Raw genomic sequence first — 19,639 nt, forward strand, 5'->3', positions numbered from 1 at the left:
TTTTATTTTCAAATAATCAAGCGGCTCACGAAGCCAGTGACAGTGACGGTTTTTTACCGTGTTCAGCCAGCCACTCACCCACGCGTGTTCGCTGGGCCTCATTCAGCCACATACCTTCTTTGGTGCGACGCCATATCGCATCGTCCGTTTCGCGTACCCACTCATTTTCCACCAGATAGCGCAGCTCGGCCTCATAGAAATGGTGACCAAAGAGTTCGCCCAGATCTTCCAGGCTTTTCGCCTCTTTAAGAATCAGCTCGCTGTTGCTGCCGTAAGTCCGGGCATAGTGTCGCGCCATCGCTTCAGTGATAAAAGGGCGGCGGCGGCGCAGGCTGGCGGCGTAATCTTCACTGCTACCGGCAATATCTCCGCCCGGCAACACGCAGGTCTTCGTCCAGGCCGGGCCGGCTTTGGGATAGTACTTCGCCAGCTTTTCCAGCGCATGTTCAGCCAGTTTACGGTAGGTGGTCAGCTTGCCGCCGAAGACGGAAAGCAGCGGAGCCTGACCGTTATCATCGCGAACATCGAGCGTGTAATCGCGGGTGATTGCCTGCGGTGAATCTGACTCATCATCACACAGCGGGCGCACGCCGGAGTAAGACCAGACGATGTCCTGCTCGCTGAGCGTCTTTTTAAAGTGGTTATTGTAAACCTTCAGCAGATAGGCGGTTTCTTTCTCATCAATATGGACGTTTTTCGGATCGCCTTTGTACTCCACGTCGGTGGTGCCGATAATCGAAAACTCATCCATCCATGGGATAACAAACACAATACGGTTGTCTTCGTTTTGCAGAATGTAAGCCTGCTTCTGATGATGCACACGCGGCACCACAATGTGGCTGCCTTTGATCAGGCGGATGCCGTAAGGAGACTTCAGTTGCAGGCCGTCGTCAAACAGCTGCTTAACCCATGGACCTGCTGCGTTAACCAGACCTCTGGCCTGCCAGGTAAAGGTTTTGCCACTGTCAATATCTTCAGCTTCCACCGTCCACAGACCGTTTTCACGCCGTGCGCGGGTCACTCTGGTACGGGTGCGCACTTCGCCGCCGCGCTTTTCCACTTCCTGGGCATTAAGCACCACCAGACGCGCATCATCCACCCAGCAGTCAGAATATTCGAATCCGCGCACAATCTCAGGTTTAAGCACTGAATCTGCGCCAAAACGCAAACCTTTACTCCCCGGCAGGCTGGTGCGTTTCCCCAGATGGTCGTACATAAACAGCCCAATGCGGATCATCCATGCCGGACGCAGATGCGGGCGGTGTGGCAGGCGAAAGCGCATCGGGAAAGCAATATGGGGTGCCATCTTTAACAGCACTTCGCGTTCGGCCAGCGCCTCGCTGACCAGCCGGAATTCGTAATGTTCCAGGTAACGTAAGCCACCGTGGATAAGCTTTGAGCTGGCAGAAGAAGTCGCGCAGGCCAAATCCTGCGCTTCCAGCATCAGCACAGACAGGCCGCGTCCTGCGGCATCAGCCGCAATACCTGCGCCGTTGATACCGCCGCCGATTACGATCAGATCTTTGGTTTCCACGTCATCTCCTCCGATGTTCGGAATAGTTCTTAAATGTTCGTTTTCGAGCATAATGATAATCGGAAACCCGGAGCGATGCTAGCGTTAACCAAATAAAAACATTTATGCGTGATCCAGATAACATATCCGCAGGCATAACAGGCCAGCCAGCAACGAAGTTGCTCAATGCGACAGCTGACTTTTTTGACCTGTATCGGGGTAAAACATCTGGCCTGTGTAAGGGTTAGTCTGGCTGTAACCTGCTGATGATGCAGGGGAGTTCGGAAATCGGGCCTTGGTGACCGCGACGAGTGGGATGGGTTGGCCGACGCGCTTTCCCCACAACCCGGCATGACTGAGGGATCGTTGCGGATTTGTCATTCAATCGAAATTCAGACAGGGGCATTACCCTGTGCGTAAGTCACTGACGGTATTTGGTGGTGCGGTTATTACTGTTGCTCTCACCTGTGCCTGGCCGTGGGTTCAAATACAGAAGATTATCTGGCGTCCACCGGATACCGGCGTGCTGAATGTGACTTTGAGTCTGTCTGTTGGCGCAGAACCGATCCCCAGGAATCTGTTTATGTTGGCACTCTGCATGGTGAAAAAACCGTCATTGTGCAGGTTGTCTACAACTTTACATAACCATTTTCGGGTGGCGATAGCATCATCAGCTCAGAGCATACCCACCAAAGCTGGGTCGTCAGCTTTCCTTTGTAAAAACCTGACATGATTAACGCCATATAACTTCGCTGCCGTCAGGCAGGAAAAACTGTTAACCTTATGGTTTGTCTGGTTATTGTCAGCCAGGTTCGCGATACAATGGTCTCCCTTTCTTAAAGAGTACTGAGCATGGAACAATTTGAGTGCATCAGCGTGGAACAGGCGCAGGCCAGGCTGGCAGACGATGAGGCGGTGCTGGTAGATATTCGTGATGCGCAAAGCTTTGGTATGGCGCATGCCAGCAGCGCTTTTCATCTGAGCAATGACTCGCTGGGCCGGTTTATCAGCGAGGCTGACCCGGGCACGCCCGTGCTGGTGATGTGTTATCACGGCAACAGCAGCAAAAGCGCCGCACAGTATTTGCTGACGCAGGGTTTTGAGCAGGTTTACAGCGTTGACGGCGGTTTTGAGGCCTGGCGAGCGCAGTTTCCGCAGCAGGTTGAGTCAGGGATGCCATAAGCCGCCATTTATACGCTTCAGACGCACTGGCCTCACGAGCGCGCCCCCGGTCACTTACCTGAGTGAGCTTGCGGGGAGTGACGCGCCGGCCACCTTGCTGCAACGCGAACCATTTTGGGTATAAGCGCCTGTGGCGCAGCGCTTGCGACCGTCACGGTTCAGTTTAACTTTCCGTCGGCATAACTCATTTGCGGTATATACTGACAGCTTTTATTTCCAGGGACTTCCGAAAGCGATGATGCGCATTACTGAGTTTTCTAATCCCCGCATGGCGCAGGCCTTTGTTGATTACATGCTGACTAAGGCCGTTAAGCTACGGATTGAAGGTGAAAATCCTTACACGTTATGGCTGGATGATGATTCGAAAGTGAATCTGGTCGAAAACGAACTTAGTCAGTTTATCCGGGAACCAAACCATCCCCGTTATCAGGCGGCGAGCTGGCACTCTGGCACTACCCGTAGCGGTATTCAGTATCAACGCACCTCGCTGATGAGCAACATCCGTGAGCGGGCAGGGCCGTTGACGCTGACGGTGATGGTTGCCTGCATTGTGGTCTTTATCCTGATGCAACTCACCGGCTATCAGACGGTGATGAGCTGGCTGGCGTGGCCGGACGCCTCGCAGCATTTTCAGCTGTGGCGCTGGTTCTCCCACGCGCTGCTGCACTTTTCACTGCTGCATCTGGTCTTTAATTTGCTGTGGTGGTGGTATCTTGGTGGCGCCATCGAAAAGCGTCTCGGCAGCGGTAAGCTGTTTGTGATCATGCTGATCTCTGCCCTGCTAAGCGGCTGGATGCAGGCAAAATTCAGCGGCGTCATGTTTGGTGGCCTGTCTGGCGCGGTCTATGCGCTGATGGGCTATGCCTGGCTGCGCGGCGAGCGCGATCCGGCCAGCGGTATCTACCTGGAGCGCGGGTTAATGGCCTTTGCCATTATCTGGCTGATTATCGGTTATATGGGCTGGTTCGGGCTCTCTGTTGCCAACGCGGCGCATGTCACCGGTCTTTTGGTGGGGCTGGCGATGGCTTTTGTTGATACCCGGCAGAGAAAATCCTGACCGTAATACTGGCAGGGACAGGGCAAACAGGAGAGTTTTGTGAAGCAAACGCAACGTCATGACGCCATTATCGATTTAGTGCGTCGTCAGGGATATGTCAGTACCGAAGAGCTGGTGGACCATTTTACCGTCAGCCCGCAAACTATTCGCCGTGACCTCAACGATCTGGCCGATCAGAATAAAATACAGCGGCATCACGGCGGCGCTGCGCTGCCATCCACTTCAGAAAATACGGCCTGGCAGGATCGCAAGATGATGTGGTCGGCGGAAAAGGCCCGCATAGCGCAGCGTGTTGCCAGTCAGATCCCCGATGGTGCCTCGCTGTTTATAGATATCGGCACCACCCCGGAAGCCGTCGCCCATGCGCTGCTTAATCACAATAATTTGCGGATCGTCACCAACAATCTCAACGTGGCGATGTTGCTGATGTCCAAACCCGATTTCAGCCTGATTGTTGCCGGAGGTGAGGTGCGTACCCGTGACGGGGGCATTATGGGCGAGGCGACCCTCGACTACATCTCTCAGTTCCGCCTTGATTACGGCATTCTTGGCATCAGCGGTATCGATATGGATGGCTCGCTGCTGGACTTTGATTACCATGAAGTTCGCACCAAACGGGCGATTATTGAGAATTCCCGCTGTGTGATGCTGGTGGCCGACCACTCAAAGTTTGGCCGCAATGCGATGGTCAACCTGGGCAATATGAGCCTGATAGATTATCTGTTCACCGACGGAATGCCGCCACCGGGCGTACTAAAAACCATCGAACAACATGAGGTCCATCTGGAACTGTGCTGAAAGGCGCGCTGATATCGCCTTTTCATCCATTATTTGTTTGCAGGACCTCTCCTCGCTACTTTCTCCGACATAAATTCAGCCCGATCCGGGTGGGCTGAATTTTATCTCCCTGCAATATGAGCATTTTTTTCTGTTCAGGTCTTAACTGTAAGTTCCGGCCCGTTTGCAATTCCCTTTTCCCCTTGCAGAAGGAAGTGGTATGTCGCAGCAGAAATTTAATCTGGCACGTTTTGAGGCGGCGCTGACGCGCCAGTGGCAGCATCTTGGTTTGTCTGACGCCAGTGAAATGACCCGCCATCAATGGTGGCATTCGCTGAGCGGTGCGCTGGCCGAACTGCTGGCAGCCATGCCGGTAGCAAAACCGGCAAAGAAGCAGCGGCACGTAAATTACATCTCAATGGAGTTTCTGATCGGCAGGCTGACCGGCAACAACCTGATGAATCTGGGCTGGTTCAACGACGTCAAAGCCGCGCTGGCTGAGCATCAGGTGGATCTGAGTGAGCTGCTGGAAGAAGAAGTGGATCCGGCGTTGGGTAACGGAGGTCTGGGACGGCTGGCGGCCTGCTTCCTCGATTCGATGGCAACGGTAGGGCAGTCTGCTATCGGCTATGGACTGAACTACCAGTACGGCCTGTTTCGTCAGTCATTCGACCACGGCCAGTAGCGCGAAGCACCGGATGACTGGCATCGTGAGCGCTATCCGTGGTTTCGCCACAACGCCGCGCTGGATGTGACAGTAGGGTTTGGCGGTAAGGTGGTCAAAAACGATGCGGGGGGATTTATCTGGCATCCCGCATTCACCCTGCGAGGTGAGGCCTGGGATTTGCCGGTCACTGGTTACCAGAATGGTGTCGCTCAGCCTTTGCGGCTGTGGCAGGCCACCCATACTGAGCCTTTTAATCTGACCCTGTTTAATGACGGTAAATTCCTTCAGTCTGAGCAGCAGGGAATTGACGCGGCAAAACTGACTAAGGTGCTTTATCCCAATGATAACCATCAGCAGGGCAAGCAGCTGCGGCTGATGCAGCAATACTTTCAGTGTGCCTGTTCCGTTGCCGATATTTTGCGGCGGCATCATCTTGCCGGAAGAAAAATCAGTGAGCTGCCGGACTATGAGGTGATCCAACTTAACGACACCCATCCTACTATCGCTATCCCGGAGATGCTGCGCGTTCTGCTGGACGAGCACCAGATGGGCTGGGATGCGGCCTGGGCCATCACCAGTAAAACCTTTGCCTACACCAACCACACCCTGATGCCGGAAGCGCTGGAGCGCTGGGACCAGAAGCTGGTGCGTTCACTGCTGCCGCGCCACTACATGATTGTTAAAGAGATCAACAAGCGCTTTAAAAAGGTGGTTGATAAACACTGGCCGGGCGATGAGGCGAAGTGGGAAAAGCTGGCGGTGCTTTATGACCATCAGCTGCGCATGGCTAACCTGTGCGTGGTCAGCGGCTTTGCGGTTAACGGCGTGGCCGCACTGCATTCCGATCTGGTGGTGAAGGATCTGTTCCCGGAATATCACCAGCTGTGGCCCGGCAAGTTCCATAACGTGACCAATGGCATCACGCCGCGCCGCTGGCTCAGGCAGTGCAATCCTGTGCTCTCCGGGCTGATTGACGACACGCTGAAGGTGGAGTGGGTAAACCATCTGGATGCGTTGAAAGGGCTGGAGCCTTATGCGGAGGATGCGGCGTTTCGTCAGCGTTTCCGGCAGATTAAGCATGACAACAAGGCACGGCTGGCAGACTACATCGACCATCTGACCGGTATCAAAGTTAATCCGGACGCCATTTTTGACGTGCAGATTAAGCGCCTGCATGAATATAAGCGTCAGCATCTTGGCCTGCTGCATATTCTCTCCTGCTATAAACAACTGCGCGATAACCCACAGATGGAGATGGTGCCGCGCGTCTTCCTGTTTGGCGCTAAAGCCGCCCCCGGCTACTACCTGGCAAAAAACATTATCTACGCCATCAATAAGGTGGCCGAGAAAATCAATAACGACGCCACTATCGGCGGCAAACTCAAGGTGGTGTTTATTCCGGATTACCGCATTACGGCGGCGGAACTGATGATCCCTGCGGCTGATTTGTCCGAGCAGATTTCCACGGCAGGTTATGAAGCCTCTGGCACCGGAAATATGAAGCTGGCGCTGAACGGCGCGCTGACCATCGGCACCCTTGATGGCGCCAACGTCGAGATCGCTGAACAGGTGGGTGAGGAGAATATTTTTATCTTTGGTCACACCGTGGATGAAGTGAAAGCGCTGAAGGCCAAAGGCTATGACCCACTGAAAGTGCGGAAAAAAGATAAGCATCTGGATGCCATTCTGAAAGAGCTGGAAAAAGGATTCTTCAGCGGTGGCGATAAACAGGCTTTTGAGATGATGCTGAACAGCTTTGGTAAAGGCGGCGATCCCTGGCTGGTGCTGGCGGATTTTGCCAGCTATCTGGCAGCGCAAAAACGTGTTGAGGCGCTCTGGCGCGATAAAGAGGCCTGGACACGGGCGGCGATCCTCAATACCGCCCGCAGCGGCATGTTCAGTTCTGACCGCTCCATTCGTGACTATCAGCAGCGGATCTGGCAGGCACGGCGCTGAGGAGGGGCATATGGAGAGTAAAAAGTTCGAACAGGCCGCGGCCGCAGCGGGCATTGCCGCTAAGTACATCAACGCGCGGGGAGAAACCGAAGAGATCGACAGTGCAATCCGCCAGCGTCTGCTGGCGGCGATGTCGCCAGCGCCAAAAGGAAAAGCCGCACCGCTGTCACCCTGTAAAGTCTTTTTGCAGAAGCGCTCATTACAGCTGAAGGTGGCAGGCAAGGGCGACTATCAGTGGCAACTGGTGACCGAAAACGGTCGGGAATACAGCGGCGTGGTCAGCGCAGGTGAAGCTATCGCGCTGCCTGCCAGGCTGCCGCTGGGCTACCATCAACTGCATCTGTCTCAGGCCAGTAAACGTTGGCCGTGCCGGATTATTGTGGCCCCGGCGCGCTGCTATGAGCCAGCACCGCTGTTGCAGGGAGAAAAACTGTGGGGCAGCTGCGTACAGCTCTACACCGTCCGTTCCGACACGAACTGGGGGATGGGCGACTTCAGCGATCTCAGGCAACTGGTCAAAGAAGTTGCCGCACGCGGGGGATCATTTATTGGTCTGAACCCTTTGCATTCGCTCTATCCGGCCAGCCCGGAGAATGCCAGCCCTTACAGCCCCTCTTCGCGCCGCTGGCTGAACGTACTGTATATCGACGTGGCGGCCGTGGCGGATTTTCAGCTGAGTAAAGCGGCCCAGCGCTGGTGGCAGCAAAAAAACACGCAGCGGCGACTGCAACAGGCCCGAGAGAGCGAGTGGATCGATTACTCGCTGGTTGCCGGACTGAAGATGCAGGGGCTGCGTTTTGCCTGGCAGCAGTTCAGCCTGCGGGAGAGTGACGATGCGGATCGTGCCAGTTTTGATGCTTTTATCAGCCGGGGCGGTGCCAGTCTGTTCTGGCAGGGAGCCTTTGATGCCCTGCACGGTAAGATGCTGAGCGAGGATGCGAATCGCTGGGGCTGGCCGGTGTGGCCGCAGGCGTTGCAGGATGTGCACAGTCAGCAGGTGCAGCAGTTCTGCCAACAGCATGAAGAGGAAGTGCATTTCTGGCTGTGGCTGCAATGGCTCGCCAGTCGGCAGTTTGATCAGTGCTGGCAACTCAGCCAACAGCTGGCGATGCCGCTGGGCCTCTATCGCGATCTCGCCGTCGGCGTGGCGGAAGGTGGCGCGGAAACCTGGTGTGACCGCGAGCTGTATTGTATGCAGGCATCGGTCGGCGCGCCGCCGGATATTCTGGGGCCGCAGGGACAGAACTGGGGACTGCCGCCTGCCGATCCGCACGTGATGGCGGCACGGGGATGGCAGCCATTTATCGACCTGCTGCGGGCCAATATGGCCAGTTGCGGTGCGCTGCGCATCGACCACGTTATGTCGATGCTGCGCCTGTGGTGGATACCCAGAGGGGAAACCGCCAACTACGGAGCCTACGTCTACTATCCGGTGGACGATCTGCTGGCCATCCTCGCGCTGGAAAGTCAGCGCAACCACTGCATGGTGATTGGCGAGGACCTGGGAACCGTGCCGACAGAGATCGTGGCGAAGCTGCGTGACAGCGGGATCTATTCATGGAAGGTGCTCTATTTTGAACAGGAAAATATGGATCGTTACCGTTCCCCTTCTGCCTGGCCGCGCCAGTCAATGGCCAGCGCCACCACCCACGATCTGCCCACGCTACGCGGCTTCTGGAGTGCGGGCGATTTATCGCTGGGAGAGACGCTGGGAGTTTATCCCGACCGGGCGATCCTCGCCTCGCTGTATCAGGACAGGGCAAGGCAAAAGCAGGCGCTGCTCAACGCGCTGCATCAGTATCACTGTCTGCCAAAAAGCAGCGGTAAAAACGCCGGGCTGATGAAGATGACGCCGGAACTGAATCGCGCCATGCAGCGGTTTATTGCCGACAGCAACAGCGCGCTGCTCGGCCTGCAACCGGAGGACTGGCTGGATATGGCACAGCCGGTTAACGTGCCTGGCACGACCAATGAGTATCCCAACTGGCGGCGAAAACTGGGTACTACTCTGGAGGAGATGTTCGCCGACAGGCGCATCAACCGGTTGATTAAAGATCTTAACCGACGACGTAAACCACAGCAGAAATAAACGACGAGAGCGGCAGAGGAGTCAGCGATGCCCGGTGGAAATGAGCCCGCCGGGCGCTTTCTGGCAGGATTCAGTAGAAAGAGTGCTCGCCGCGCTGATGCTCGGTCAGATCGCGCACGCCTTTCAGCTCCGGAAAAGCGGCCAGCAGCTCTTTTTCGATGCCTTCTTTCAGCGTCACATCGACCATCGAACAGCCGTTGCAGCCGCCGCCAAATTGCAGAATGGCGAAACCGTCATCGGTAATTTCCATCAGCGATACTTTGCCGCCGTGGCTGGCGAGCTGAGGGTTGATCTGCGCCTGTAACTGGTATTCAACGCGCTCGATCAGCGGCGCGTCATCACTGACCTTACGCATCTTGGCGTTAGGGGCTTTCAACGTCAGCTGAGAGCCGAGATTGTCGGTGACGAAATCAATTTCAGCCTCTTCCAGATAAGGCGCGCTCAGTTCGTCAACAAAGGCAGACAGCTTATCGAACTTCAGTTCGGTATCGGTAGCTTCTACCGCATCGGGTGGGCAGTAGGAGACGCCGCACTCGGCAGTTGGCGTACCCGGATTGATAACGAATACGCGGATCTGGGTGCCCTCTTCCTGTTTCGACAGCAGTTTTGCGAAGTGCTCTTGCGCAGAGTCTGTAATTCGGATCATGGCGATTGCTCAATAGTTGACTAATTTACCTGGTTATAATACGCCCATCACCGACGCTCTACAAGGTTCGGCACAGGCTCCATACCTGCACGCTGGCGGCGCCTTCGGCCAGCAGAATGCGGCTGATTTCTCCCACGGTACTGCCGGTGGTAATCACATCATCGGTCAGTGCGATATGCCGTCCGTTGACCCCGGTTTCAACCCTGAACGCCCCGCGCAGGTTCCTTCTTCTCGCACTGGCTGGCAGGCTGTGCTGAATATGGGTCTTCCGCTGACGGGTTAAGCCGGCGGCGGCATAACGGCAGCCGATCCAGCGCGAAAGATACCGGGTAATATCGTCCATCTGATTGTAGCCGCGCTGCCAGGCACGCTGGCGATGCAGCGGTACGCAGAGCAACAGATCGGGCTTCTCCAGCATAAAATTACGGCGTGCAGCTAACCAGGTTAGCAGAAGCAGCCGCGCAAGCATCACCGAGAGTGCGGTCGTGCCATAAAATTTCAGCTGTGTGACCCAGTCGCGCAGCGGAGGTTGCCAGCCGCTAACGAAAATCATCCGTTGCCAGGCGGGGGGCTTCAGCTGGCAGCGGCCGCATGGCTGGCGGATGTGTAGCGATGGCAACCCGCAGCGGGGGCAACAGGGCGGCACAGTGGGAAGCTGACGCAGGCATAAACTGCAAATGCCGTGCACAGGCAGGGCAACGGGCATCCGGCATAGCCAACAGGTGGTGGGCATTGATAGCATAGCGGCCTCCATGGCAAAAACAGGATATTACCGGATGACTCAGCTTTACTGGCAGACAACAGGCAGGGGCGATTGCGATATTGTGATGCTGCACGGCTGGGGACTGAATGCAGAAGTCTGGCATAACATCATTGATCGACTCAGCCCGCATTTTCGTCTGCATCTGGTGGATCTGCCAGGCTATGGTCGCAGCCAGGGGGTTCCGGCGCTAAGCCTGAATGAGATGGTGGCGACGCTACTGCCGCAGGCACCAGCCAGAGCGCTGTGGTTGGGCTGGTCGCTGGGCGGGCTGGTCGCCAGCCAGATGGCATTGCTTCATCCGCAGCGGGTCAGTGGCCTGATCACCGTGGCGTCTTCTCCCTGTTTTGCTGCCGGTAACGGCTGGCCGGGAATCAAACCGGAGACACTGAAGGCTTTTCAACAGCAACTGAGCGAGGATTTCCAGCGTACCGTTGAGCGTTTCCTCGCCCTGCAAACCCTGGGCAGTGAAACGGCACGTCAGGATGCTCGTCTGCTCAAAAATGTGGTGCTGTCGCTTCCGGCTCCTGACATTCAGGTGCTGGACGGCGGGCTCGACATATTGCGTACCGTCGATCTGCGGGCAGAGATAAGCGCCGTACAGGTGCCCTTGCTGCGGATTTACGGGGCGCTGGATGGGCTGGTGCCGCGCACTGTTGCCGCACTGCTGGATACACAGTGGCCGGCCAGTGAGTCGCTGGTGATTGAAAAAGCGGCTCATGCGCCCTTTATTTCTCATCCTGAGGCGTTTTGCCAAAAACTGATTGATTTTCCTGGTAAAATTTTGCAATAAATTTCTGCCAAAAACTGGCGGATTGGCAATAACCAGTAATAATTATTCAGGTAAGCAGGGTCGCTAACCTTTTTTACCTCTGAGCTGTCCAGGGAGTCGGGCATCAATTTCTCCCTGTAATCTCATCAAGCGGCTGCTTATCCCCGGAAACAAAATCAACGAGGAGTGTCTTTGATGAAAATGATTCAAGCTGTGGTTATTGGTCTTCTGGCAGGAACGGTTTCTTTTGGTGCGCTGGCGGCAAAAGAAGTGACCAAAGAAGAAGTGAAAAAATTGAAACTGGAGAAAATTGGTACGGTAAACACCACTGCTGAAACCACCTCTCCAATGGATGCACGGCATGCGCTGTCAAAACTGGCTGATGAGAAAGGCGGCAAATACTTCCTGGTGATCGCCGGTCGCGAACACGGTAAGTTCAGCGCCGTTGCCGACGTATATAAATAATTTGCTTCAACAGGCGGGGGAAACCCTGCCTGTCCTGAGTTAGCGTGCTTCATCTCCTTCGCACAATTCCAGCCACATCCAGCCCAGCGGCGTCAGCGTCAGTGACTGATTACCTGCAATCCGCCTCCCGTCGATAACACTGCGCCAGCCAACGGCATCCGGCAGGGTGTAAGTCATGACTTTGTTACTCAGATTAAAAATGCACAGCAGTTGCTGCCGTTCCGAGCGGCGCTGTATCACCAGCAGGGCGTTATCGCTTTCCAGCACAACCATCGGATTGTCGGGGTGAAAGGCGGCCTGTTGCCTGCGTAACTGAATCAGCTGGCTGAGTTGCTGAAAAATGTTATGTCGCAGGCTGGTGACATCGTTCAGCTCTGCTTCGATCTCACTGAGCGGATATTTCTGCCGGTTAATCGCCCGGTGATGACCGGCTTCTTTTACGCCTGCCAGATCGTTACGTGATCCAAGGATACTTTGCACGTATACCGCCGGGACGCCGGGAAATGCCAGCAACAGCGCGTGAGCCAGCATAAAACGTTGCAGCCGCGTTTCGTCGTCATCGTCTTTTTTATTCAGCGCATCCAGGTAAGTGACGTTAATTTCGTAAGGGCTGGTGTGGTGCCGTCACCATTATTTTTATAAGAAACCAACGCCCCTTCTGCCACCAGATCGCTGACCAGCGAGGCTATCTCGCTTTCTGGCAGAATACCGCGCAGCGGGTTCAGGCCAATGCCATCATGCGAGGCGAGAAAGTTAAACCAGCTGGTGGTTCGTTTGCTGGCGGGCAGTGCGTTGGCCCACTGTTTCAGGGCGTTTGCCTGCCCGTAATGAATGGCGTGCAGCACCAGTGGTGGCAGAGAGAACTGATAAATCATCTGCGCCTCATCGCCACCGTTGCCCAGATAGCCGATGTTTTCCCTGTGCGGCACGTTGGTTTCGGTAATGATCACCGTACCGGGTGCCACCTCATTGGCAATGGCGCGAAACAGTTTGACCAGCAGGTGGGTTTTCTCCAGATGGATACAGGGGGTGCCGGGGGTTTTCCACATATAGCCCGCCGCATCAAGCCGCACGTAGTCTGCGCCTTTTACCAGGTAGTCGAGCAGCACCTCTGTCATTTTCAGCAGCACCGCCGGACTGGCATAGTTGAGGTCGATCTGGTCGGCGCTGAAGGTGGTCCAGATAAATTTTGTCTCGCCGCTGGCCATCTTAAACGGGGTCAACAGTGGCGTGATACGAGGCCGGGTGACGTCACTGAGGTCGGTGGACGGTTCCACGCTGATGAAAAAATCATCCCAGCCGGTATCACCGGCGAGAAAATGTTGAAACCAGGCGCTGTGCGCAGAGATATGGTTGCAGACAAAATCAAACATCAGCCGCGTGTGCTGATGTAATTCCGCCACGTCCGTCCACTGACCGCAGGGGGCACTGACCTGATGATAATCAATGACCGAGAAACCGTCGTCGGATGACCAGGGACAGAAAGGCAGCAGATGGACCAGATTGAAAGTGGACTGAAAATGTCGCTGATAAAAGCGCGAGAAGGTCTGTAGCGTGGGAATGCCACTTTCGCGAAACTGATCGGCATAGCTAATCAGGATCACATCTTTTTCATCCCAGTGGGGTTTACGCGGGTGGCTGAGTGCGGCACGAGCCTGTCTGAGAGAGTGCGTCAGCGCTGCCAGAGCGTCAGCGGGGAAGGCATTTTCATAAATCTTATCAAGTAACTGATTGATAACATCCATATTGACACAGTTCATCGTCGCATCTTTTATCAGCCAGCTGAACTTTCACTGTAGCCTGTCAGCGCGAAATCGCAACCTGAGCAGGCAGCCCGCAGAGGGGCTGACCGGCGCAGGGTGTACGGTGACGACACCCTGCCTGTGGGTAAGCATCGGTCAGTGGCAGCGGCCACTTTTTCCGCAGTTGGCACAACTTTTAGCCGTCACCGTTCTGACCACCAGACGCTCCGCTGGCAGATGAATGGTCTGCAACAGCAGCCATACCAGCAGATTAAAGACGACTACCGCTGCCATCGTTACTGAGGCAGACAGCGGGTGACTGTTGAAGGTGGCAAGCTGATAGAACAGCGTAGCCAGTGAATAAGCCAGGTTCAGTCCCCACAGAATGGAGAACAGCATCCAGCGACGGCCACTTTCCCTGGCGACTGCGCCCATCACAGAAACACAGGGCACATACAGCAGCACAAAAATCAGATAGCTGTAAGCCGCAGCATCGCTGCCGAATTTGCTGTGCATCACCCCCATTGGCCCACCCGCCATTTCACCGTCGCCTTTGCTGGCGTCGATAGGATGGAGCAGCACGCTGAGGCTGAAGGTGCTTTTCAGGCTGTCCTAGGTCTGGCTCAACGCATCCTGTAATTCATTGAACAGGCTGTATTCACTTAGGTTAAATTCCTCTTCATGCAGGGCCTGAGCGGTATACAAGGTGTTCAGCGTCCCCACCACCACTTCTTTAGCCATTGCGCCGGTGATCAGGCCAACCGTAGCCTGCCAGTTATTTTGTTCCACCCCCATCGGGCTGAGAAGCGGAGTTAACTGGCGGCTGACGCTGGCCAGTGCTGAATCATTGATATTGGAAACAGCCTGACCATTAAAAGAGAAGCTGTTCAGCGCGCCAATAAACATGCTGACCACCACAATCACTTTACCTGCTCTGAAGACAAAGCTTTTCAGGCGCTGCCAGCTCTGTAACAGCAGGCTCTTCATATGCGGAATGTGCCAGGTGGGTAGCTCCATCACAAATGGCGAGGCTTCGCCGCGTAGCAGGGTATTTTTCAACAGCAGGCCGGTAAAAATGGCTGCGGCAATGCCCAGCAGGTAGAGGCTGAAGACGACCAGAGCACCGTATTGACCAAAAAAGGCCGAGGCAAAGACCGCAAAAATCGCCAGCCGGGCACCACAGGACATAAAGGGCGACATCAGGATGGTGATCAGTCGCTCACGCGGGGTATCAAGCGTACGCGATCCCATCACCGCCGGGACGTTGCAACCAAAACCGACAATCAGCGGGACAAACGATTTGCCCGGCAAGCCCAGCGCCTGCATCAGCCTGTCAACCACGAAGGCCGCACGGGCCATGTAGCCGGAGTCTTCCATCATCGACAGAAACAGATACATCAGGCCAATTTGCGGGATCAGCGGCATGACGGTGGTGATGCCGCCGCCAATTCCCTGTGCCAGAAACAGCGTCACCACGCCGGGAAAATGCAGCGTTGCGCCCAGCCACTGCACGCCATGCACAAATATTGCGGTGGAGCTTATCTCAAACAGCGGTTGTAACGCGCCGCCCATATTGATGGCAAAGAAGAACATCAAATACATCACAGCCAGGAATATCGGAAATCCCAGCCAGCGATTCAGTACCAGCGCGTCCAGCCGAGCAGAGAGACGATGGGGCGTCGCCTGCTGCATGGCGGTTGTCTGTTGGCAAAGAGTATCAATTGCCTGATAGCGGGTATGGGCGATCTCCAGCGGGCAGGTCTCAACGCCGGAGAGCCGGGAGGCGGCTTCGCCACATTGTGCGCGACAAAAAATATCCCCCTCCAGCGTTTGCAATGCCAGCCAGCGGCGTTGCCGCGCGGAGTCGCTTTGTGGCATTGCAGCGGTCAGCTGCGATACCTTCTCTTCTACAGAAGGTGGCCAGGCCAGGGCGAAATGACCGGCAACGCCGGGGTGGTCATCAATGGCTTGCCGGAGCTCGCTCAGTCCGCTTCCCCGGTTAGAAATTAATGGGATCACCGGGCAGCCAAGTTTTTCAGCAAGCAGTGCAACGTCGATGTGAATATGCTGGCTGCGTGCAATATCCAGCATATTCAGCGCGACGATACAGGGAATGCCCAACTCCAGCAGTTGTAATGTCAGGTAGAGGTTGCGCTCCAGATTGCTGGCATCGACCACGTTGATGATCAGCGATGCTTCCCCACTTAACATAAAATGGCAGGCAATCTGTTCGTCCAGCGAGGTTTGCTGCGAAATGGTGGTCAGCGAGTAAGTGCCAGGCAAATCGACCAGTTCAACCTGATGCTGCGGGGTAGTAAAGCGACCTGATTTGCGTTCAACGGTGACCCCTGCCCAGTTGCCGACATGCTGTCTGGCTCCTGTCAGTTGATTAAACAGGGTGGTTTTACCGGAATTGGGGTTACCAATCAGCCCGATAGTTAATCTGTTCATGATGAGGCTCACATTAGTCAGGAAGGGCGATTTGCAGGAATGAGAGGTCTTTCTTGCGCAGCATCAGACTGAAGCGGCGCGTTTCAATCTGCACAGGATCGCCCAACGGGGCTATGCGTCTGACTTTGAATATGGCACCCGGAAGCAGGCCGAGAGAGAGTAGCTTTTGCCGGAAGGCGGTGCTGACGTCCGGAGAGTAGCTCAGGATTTGATAGTCTTGCCCTGGAATATATTGCATAAATAATTACCCATTCGATGCAATTGCGCACCATTATTGTCAACGTTGGGTATTGTAATGAGAATGATTATTGCTCTTATTGATACAGAACAAATTTACTCAGTGAACGAAAAATGAGCGGATCGGGCGATCCGCTCTGACGGCAGTTAACGTTTTTTGCCGAAGGCGGCGGCCAGCGCATCGCCCATTGCGCTGTTTCCGGCGCTCTGAGCCACGGGACGTGGACGTGCTTTGTTCGGTGCCGGGCGGCCGTTATCGCGAGGGCTGGCATTGCCACTGCGGCGGGCGGCGGTTTCACCGGGTTGCTCATCCAGACGCATGGTCAGGGCAATACGCTTACGCTGAAGATCGACTTCCATCACCTTTACCTTCACGATGTCGCCTGCTTTGACCACTTTATGTGGATCGTCAACAAACTTGTCGGAGAGAGACGAGATGTGCACCAGACCATCCTGATGTACGCCTATATCGACAAAAGCGCCAAAATTGGTGACGTTAGTGACAGCGCCTTCCAGAACCATGCCGGGAAGCAGGTCGTTCATGGTTTCAATACCTTCAGCGAACTGTGCGGTTTTGAACTCCGGACGTGGATCGCGCCCCGGCTTCTCCAGCTCTTTAATGATATCGCTGACGGTAGGGACACCAAAGCGTTCGTCGGTAAAGTCCACGGCGCGCAGATTACGCAGTTCAGCAGGGTTTCCCATTAGTTCATCAAGCGCCTGCCGGGTAGCGGTCAGGATACGCTCTACCACCGGATAGGCCTCCGGGTGCACGGTTGAGGCATCCAGCGGATTATCGCCGTGATTGATACGCAGAAAACCGGCGCATTGTTCAAAGGCTTTTGGACCCAGACGGCTGACTTTCAGCAGTTGCTGACGATCCTGAAAACGCCCATGTTCATCGCGCCAGCTGACAATGTTCTGTGCGATCATTTTGCTCAGGCCCGCAACGCGCGTCAGCAGCGGGACTGAGGCGGTATTCAGATCCACCCCCACGCCGTTAACGCAGTCTTCCACTACGGCATCCAGCTTCTTCGCCAGCTGGCTCTGGCTGACATCATGCTGATACTGGCCGACCCCGATTGATTTGGGATCGATTTTCACCAGCTCAGACAGGGGATCCTGTAGGCGACGCGCGATGGAAACCGCCCCGCGCAATGACACGTCGAGGTCCGGGAACTCCAGCGCGGCCAGTTCAGACGCAGAGTAGACGGATGCGCCTGCCTCACTGACAATCACCTTCTGGGCCTGCACCTGCGGAAACTGCTTTTGCACATCAAGGAAGAAGCGTTCCGTCTCACGTGAGGCAGTGCCGTTGCCAATCGCCACCAGTTCAACCTGGTGTTTGCTACAAAGCGCAGCCACCGCGCTGGCCGCTTTCGCTGCCTGACCGGTGTGAGGATAAATGGTATCGGTAGCGACCAGCTTGCCGGTGGCATCGACCACCGCTACTTTTACGCCGGTGCGCAGGCCGGGATCAAGACCCATGGTGGCGCGCATCCCCGCCGGGGCGGCCATCAGCAGATCATGCAGGTTGCGGGCAAAGACGTTAATCGCTTCATCTTCTGCCCGTTCGCGCATACTGCTCATCAGCTCGGTTTCCAGATGCAGCAGCACCTTTATGCGCCACGTCCAGCTGACCACCGCTTTGCGCCAGCCATCTGCCGGCGCATTGTTCAGCCGCAGGTTAAGATGCTCAGCGATAATCTGTTCGCCGTAGCTTTCACGCGGCGGTTCGTCGAACTGGGGATCGGCATTCAGCGACAGCTGCAATACCCCTTCGTTGCGGCCCCGAAACATCGCCAGCGCGCGGTGTGAGGGCACGGAAGAGAGCGGCTCGTGATGATCGAAGTAATCGCGGAACTTGGCACCTTCTTCTTCTTTCCCCTCCAGCACGCGGGAAACCAGGTGGGCATTTTTTGACAGATACTCGCGCACTTTTGCCAGCAGGGTGGCATCTTCAGCGAAGCGCTCCATCAGAATATAACGGGCACCATCCAGGGCCGCCTTGCTGTCCGCCACGCCTTTTTCTGCATTGATATAACCCAGTGCCAACTGTTCCGGATCGTTGGCAGGCTCCTGCCACAGCGTATCTGCCAGAGGTTCCAGCCCGGCTTCGATGGCTATCTGACCGCGGGTACGACGCTTCGGTTTATAAGGCAGGTAGAGGTCTTCCAGTTCGGTTTTACTCAGGGTGCTGCGGATAGCCTCTGCCAGCTCATCGCTGAGCTTGCCCTGGTCTTCGATGGACTTAAGAATGGAGTGGCGGCGCTCTTCCAGTTCCCGCAGGTAACCCAGGCGGGTTTCCAGCTGACGCAACTGGGTATCGTCCAGCCCGCCGGTGACTTCTTTCCGGTAGCGGGCGATAAACGGCACGGTATTGCCTTCATCCAGCAGACGAACGGCAGCATCAACCTGTTCTGCGCGTGCCTGCAACTCACTTGCAATTATGTGGCTCAGCGAATCTTTCATCATTGGTTACTTGGTAGCTAAGAACAGCGGACAGTTATACGGATTGCGGGCGATAATTACCAGCAATCGGGCAGGCTCCGCCGTTCAGGAGGGTTTAACGTAATCGATTTCATTCACATACCAGGTGGTTTCACCCGCCGGAGTATGCACGGTGGCCACATCGCCGGTGGCTTTTTTCAGCAGCGCGCGGGCCATCGGTGAGTCGATTGAGATGTAATCCTTGCGGCCAAAAATCTCGTCGTAGCCCACAATGCGAAAGCGTTTCAGCTCGCCGTCGTCATTTTCCACTTCCACCCAGGCCCCAAAAAACACCCGACCATCCTGCTGCGGCGAGTAATCAACAATGCGCAACTGCTCAAGGCATTTGGTCAGATAACGCACGCGGCGGTCAATTTCGCGCAGGCGCTTTTTGTTGTACTGGTAGTCGGCATTTTCGCTGCGGTCGCCAAGGCTGGCGGCCCAGGTGACCTTTTTAGTGACTTCCGGCCGCTCTTCACGCCAGAGAAAGTCCAGCTCCTGCTTCAGCTTGTCGTAACCTTCGCGGGTGATCAGTTTGGTTTTCATTGCTTCTACCCTTTCTCTGTTTTTCAGGCTGGCGATATTTTGTTGTCTGACGTGCGGCGATGCAAATCCGTTCGGCATTTTTTCTGTCTCTCGTTACCGATTGTTTGTCATCACTATTCGTCGAAAAGGTAAGCTGAATTTCTGCGTGTCAACGCAGGTTTTTCCTCTGAAATTAAAGATAAGCTGCTGTTTAATATGCTTTGTAACAATTTCGGCTAGAATATAAACCATTATTGACTGTTACATTCAGGCATCTTTTTTAAAAATATTGGCTCAGGCAATAGCGCCT

General features: G+C 55.3%; 12 protein-coding genes and 3 pseudogenes. 7 read left to right on the plus strand and 8 right to left on the minus strand.

Translation table 11 applies throughout. From position 1 onward, the window contains the following. Positions 1–25: 25 nt before the first annotated feature. Positions 26–1,534 carry a glycerol-3-phosphate dehydrogenase gene (glpD, locus tag AC3RPL_RS21125; protein ID WP_490741447.1) on the minus strand — a complete coding sequence of 503 codons (1,509 nt, stop codon included), beginning with the start codon at positions 1,532–1,534 and terminating at the stop codon, positions 26–28. A gap of 831 nt (positions 1,535–2,365) precedes the next feature. Between glpD and glpE the strand changes: the two genes are divergently transcribed. From glpE to malQ, 5 genes and pseudogenes are all read left to right on the plus strand, one after another. Beyond that, positions 2,366–2,695 (plus strand): thiosulfate sulfurtransferase GlpE, encoded by a 330-nt coding sequence (glpE, locus tag AC3RPL_RS21130; RefSeq protein WP_367168288.1) that lies wholly within the window; start codon positions 2,366–2,368, stop codon positions 2,693–2,695. Positions 2,696–2,933: 238 nt separating this feature from the next. Then, positions 2,934–3,752 (plus strand): rhomboid family intramembrane serine protease GlpG, encoded by an 819-nt coding sequence (gene glpG, locus AC3RPL_RS21135; RefSeq protein WP_490742107.1) that lies wholly within the window; start codon positions 2,934–2,936, stop codon positions 3,750–3,752. Positions 3,753–3,791: 39 nt separating this feature from the next. Continuing rightward, positions 3,792–4,550 (plus strand): DeoR/GlpR family transcriptional regulator, encoded by a 759-nt coding sequence (locus tag AC3RPL_RS21140; RefSeq protein ID WP_034934233.1) that lies wholly within the window; start codon positions 3,792–3,794, stop codon positions 4,548–4,550. A gap of 199 nt (positions 4,551–4,749) precedes the next feature. Beyond that, positions 4,750–7,152 (plus strand): annotated as a pseudogene (malP, locus tag AC3RPL_RS21145) (maltodextrin phosphorylase). Between the two features lie 10 nt (positions 7,153–7,162). Continuing rightward, on the plus strand, positions 7,163–9,241 hold the full coding sequence (gene malQ / locus AC3RPL_RS21150; RefSeq protein WP_490741448.1) for a 4-alpha-glucanotransferase: 2,079 nt from the start codon (positions 7,163–7,165) through the stop codon (positions 9,239–9,241). A gap of 70 nt (positions 9,242–9,311) precedes the next feature. Here the strand turns inward: malQ and nfuA are convergent, their stop codons facing one another. Further along, the gene (nfuA, locus tag AC3RPL_RS21155; RefSeq protein WP_034934228.1) at positions 9,312–9,887 is read right to left on the minus strand and encodes a Fe-S biogenesis protein NfuA; all 576 of its coding nucleotides are present in this window, start codon (positions 9,885–9,887) and stop codon (positions 9,312–9,314) included. A 58-nt stretch (positions 9,888–9,945) separates the two neighbouring features. Next, positions 9,946–10,629 (minus strand): DNA utilization protein GntX, encoded by a 684-nt coding sequence (gntX, locus tag AC3RPL_RS21160; protein ID WP_490741449.1) that lies wholly within the window; start codon positions 10,627–10,629, stop codon positions 9,946–9,948. Positions 10,630–10,663: 34 nt separating this feature from the next. On the opposite strand from gntX, the gene bioH reads away from it, so the two are divergent. Both bioH and AC3RPL_RS21170 read left to right on the plus strand, forming a co-directional pair. Beyond that, positions 10,664–11,440, plus strand: coding sequence for a pimeloyl-ACP methyl ester esterase BioH (bioH, locus tag AC3RPL_RS21165; RefSeq protein WP_490741450.1), 777 nt, complete (start codon positions 10,664–10,666; stop codon positions 11,438–11,440). Between the two features lie 174 nt (positions 11,441–11,614). Continuing rightward, positions 11,615–11,884, plus strand: coding sequence for a YdgH/BhsA/McbA family protein (locus AC3RPL_RS21170; protein WP_034934921.1), 270 nt, complete (start codon positions 11,615–11,617; stop codon positions 11,882–11,884). 39 nt (positions 11,885–11,923) lie between these two features. Here the strand turns inward: AC3RPL_RS21170 and AC3RPL_RS21175 are convergent. From AC3RPL_RS21175 to greB, 5 genes and pseudogenes are all read right to left on the minus strand, one after another. After that, a pseudogene (locus AC3RPL_RS21175) lies at positions 11,924–13,629 on the minus strand (alpha-amylase family glycosyl hydrolase). A gap of 153 nt (positions 13,630–13,782) precedes the next feature. Next, a pseudogene (gene feoB / locus AC3RPL_RS21180) lies at positions 13,783–16,077 on the minus strand (Fe(2+) transporter permease subunit FeoB). A gap of 13 nt (positions 16,078–16,090) precedes the next feature. Beyond that, a complete protein-coding gene (gene feoA / locus AC3RPL_RS21185) occupies positions 16,091–16,315 on the minus strand; it encodes a ferrous iron transporter A (RefSeq protein ID WP_034934919.1) in 225 nt (74 codons plus the stop codon). Positions 16,316–16,461: 146 nt separating this feature from the next. Then, entirely contained in the window at positions 16,462–18,789 is a 2,328-nt protein-coding gene (locus AC3RPL_RS21190) for a Tex family protein (RefSeq protein ID WP_490741451.1), read from the minus strand. An 81-nt stretch (positions 18,790–18,870) separates the two neighbouring features. After that, the gene (gene greB, locus AC3RPL_RS21195) at positions 18,871–19,350 is read right to left on the minus strand and encodes a transcription elongation factor GreB (RefSeq protein WP_490741452.1); all 480 of its coding nucleotides are present in this window, start codon (positions 19,348–19,350) and stop codon (positions 18,871–18,873) included. Between the last annotated feature and the right edge of the window lie 289 nt (positions 19,351–19,639).

This window comes from Erwinia papayae (assembly GCF_058241465.1).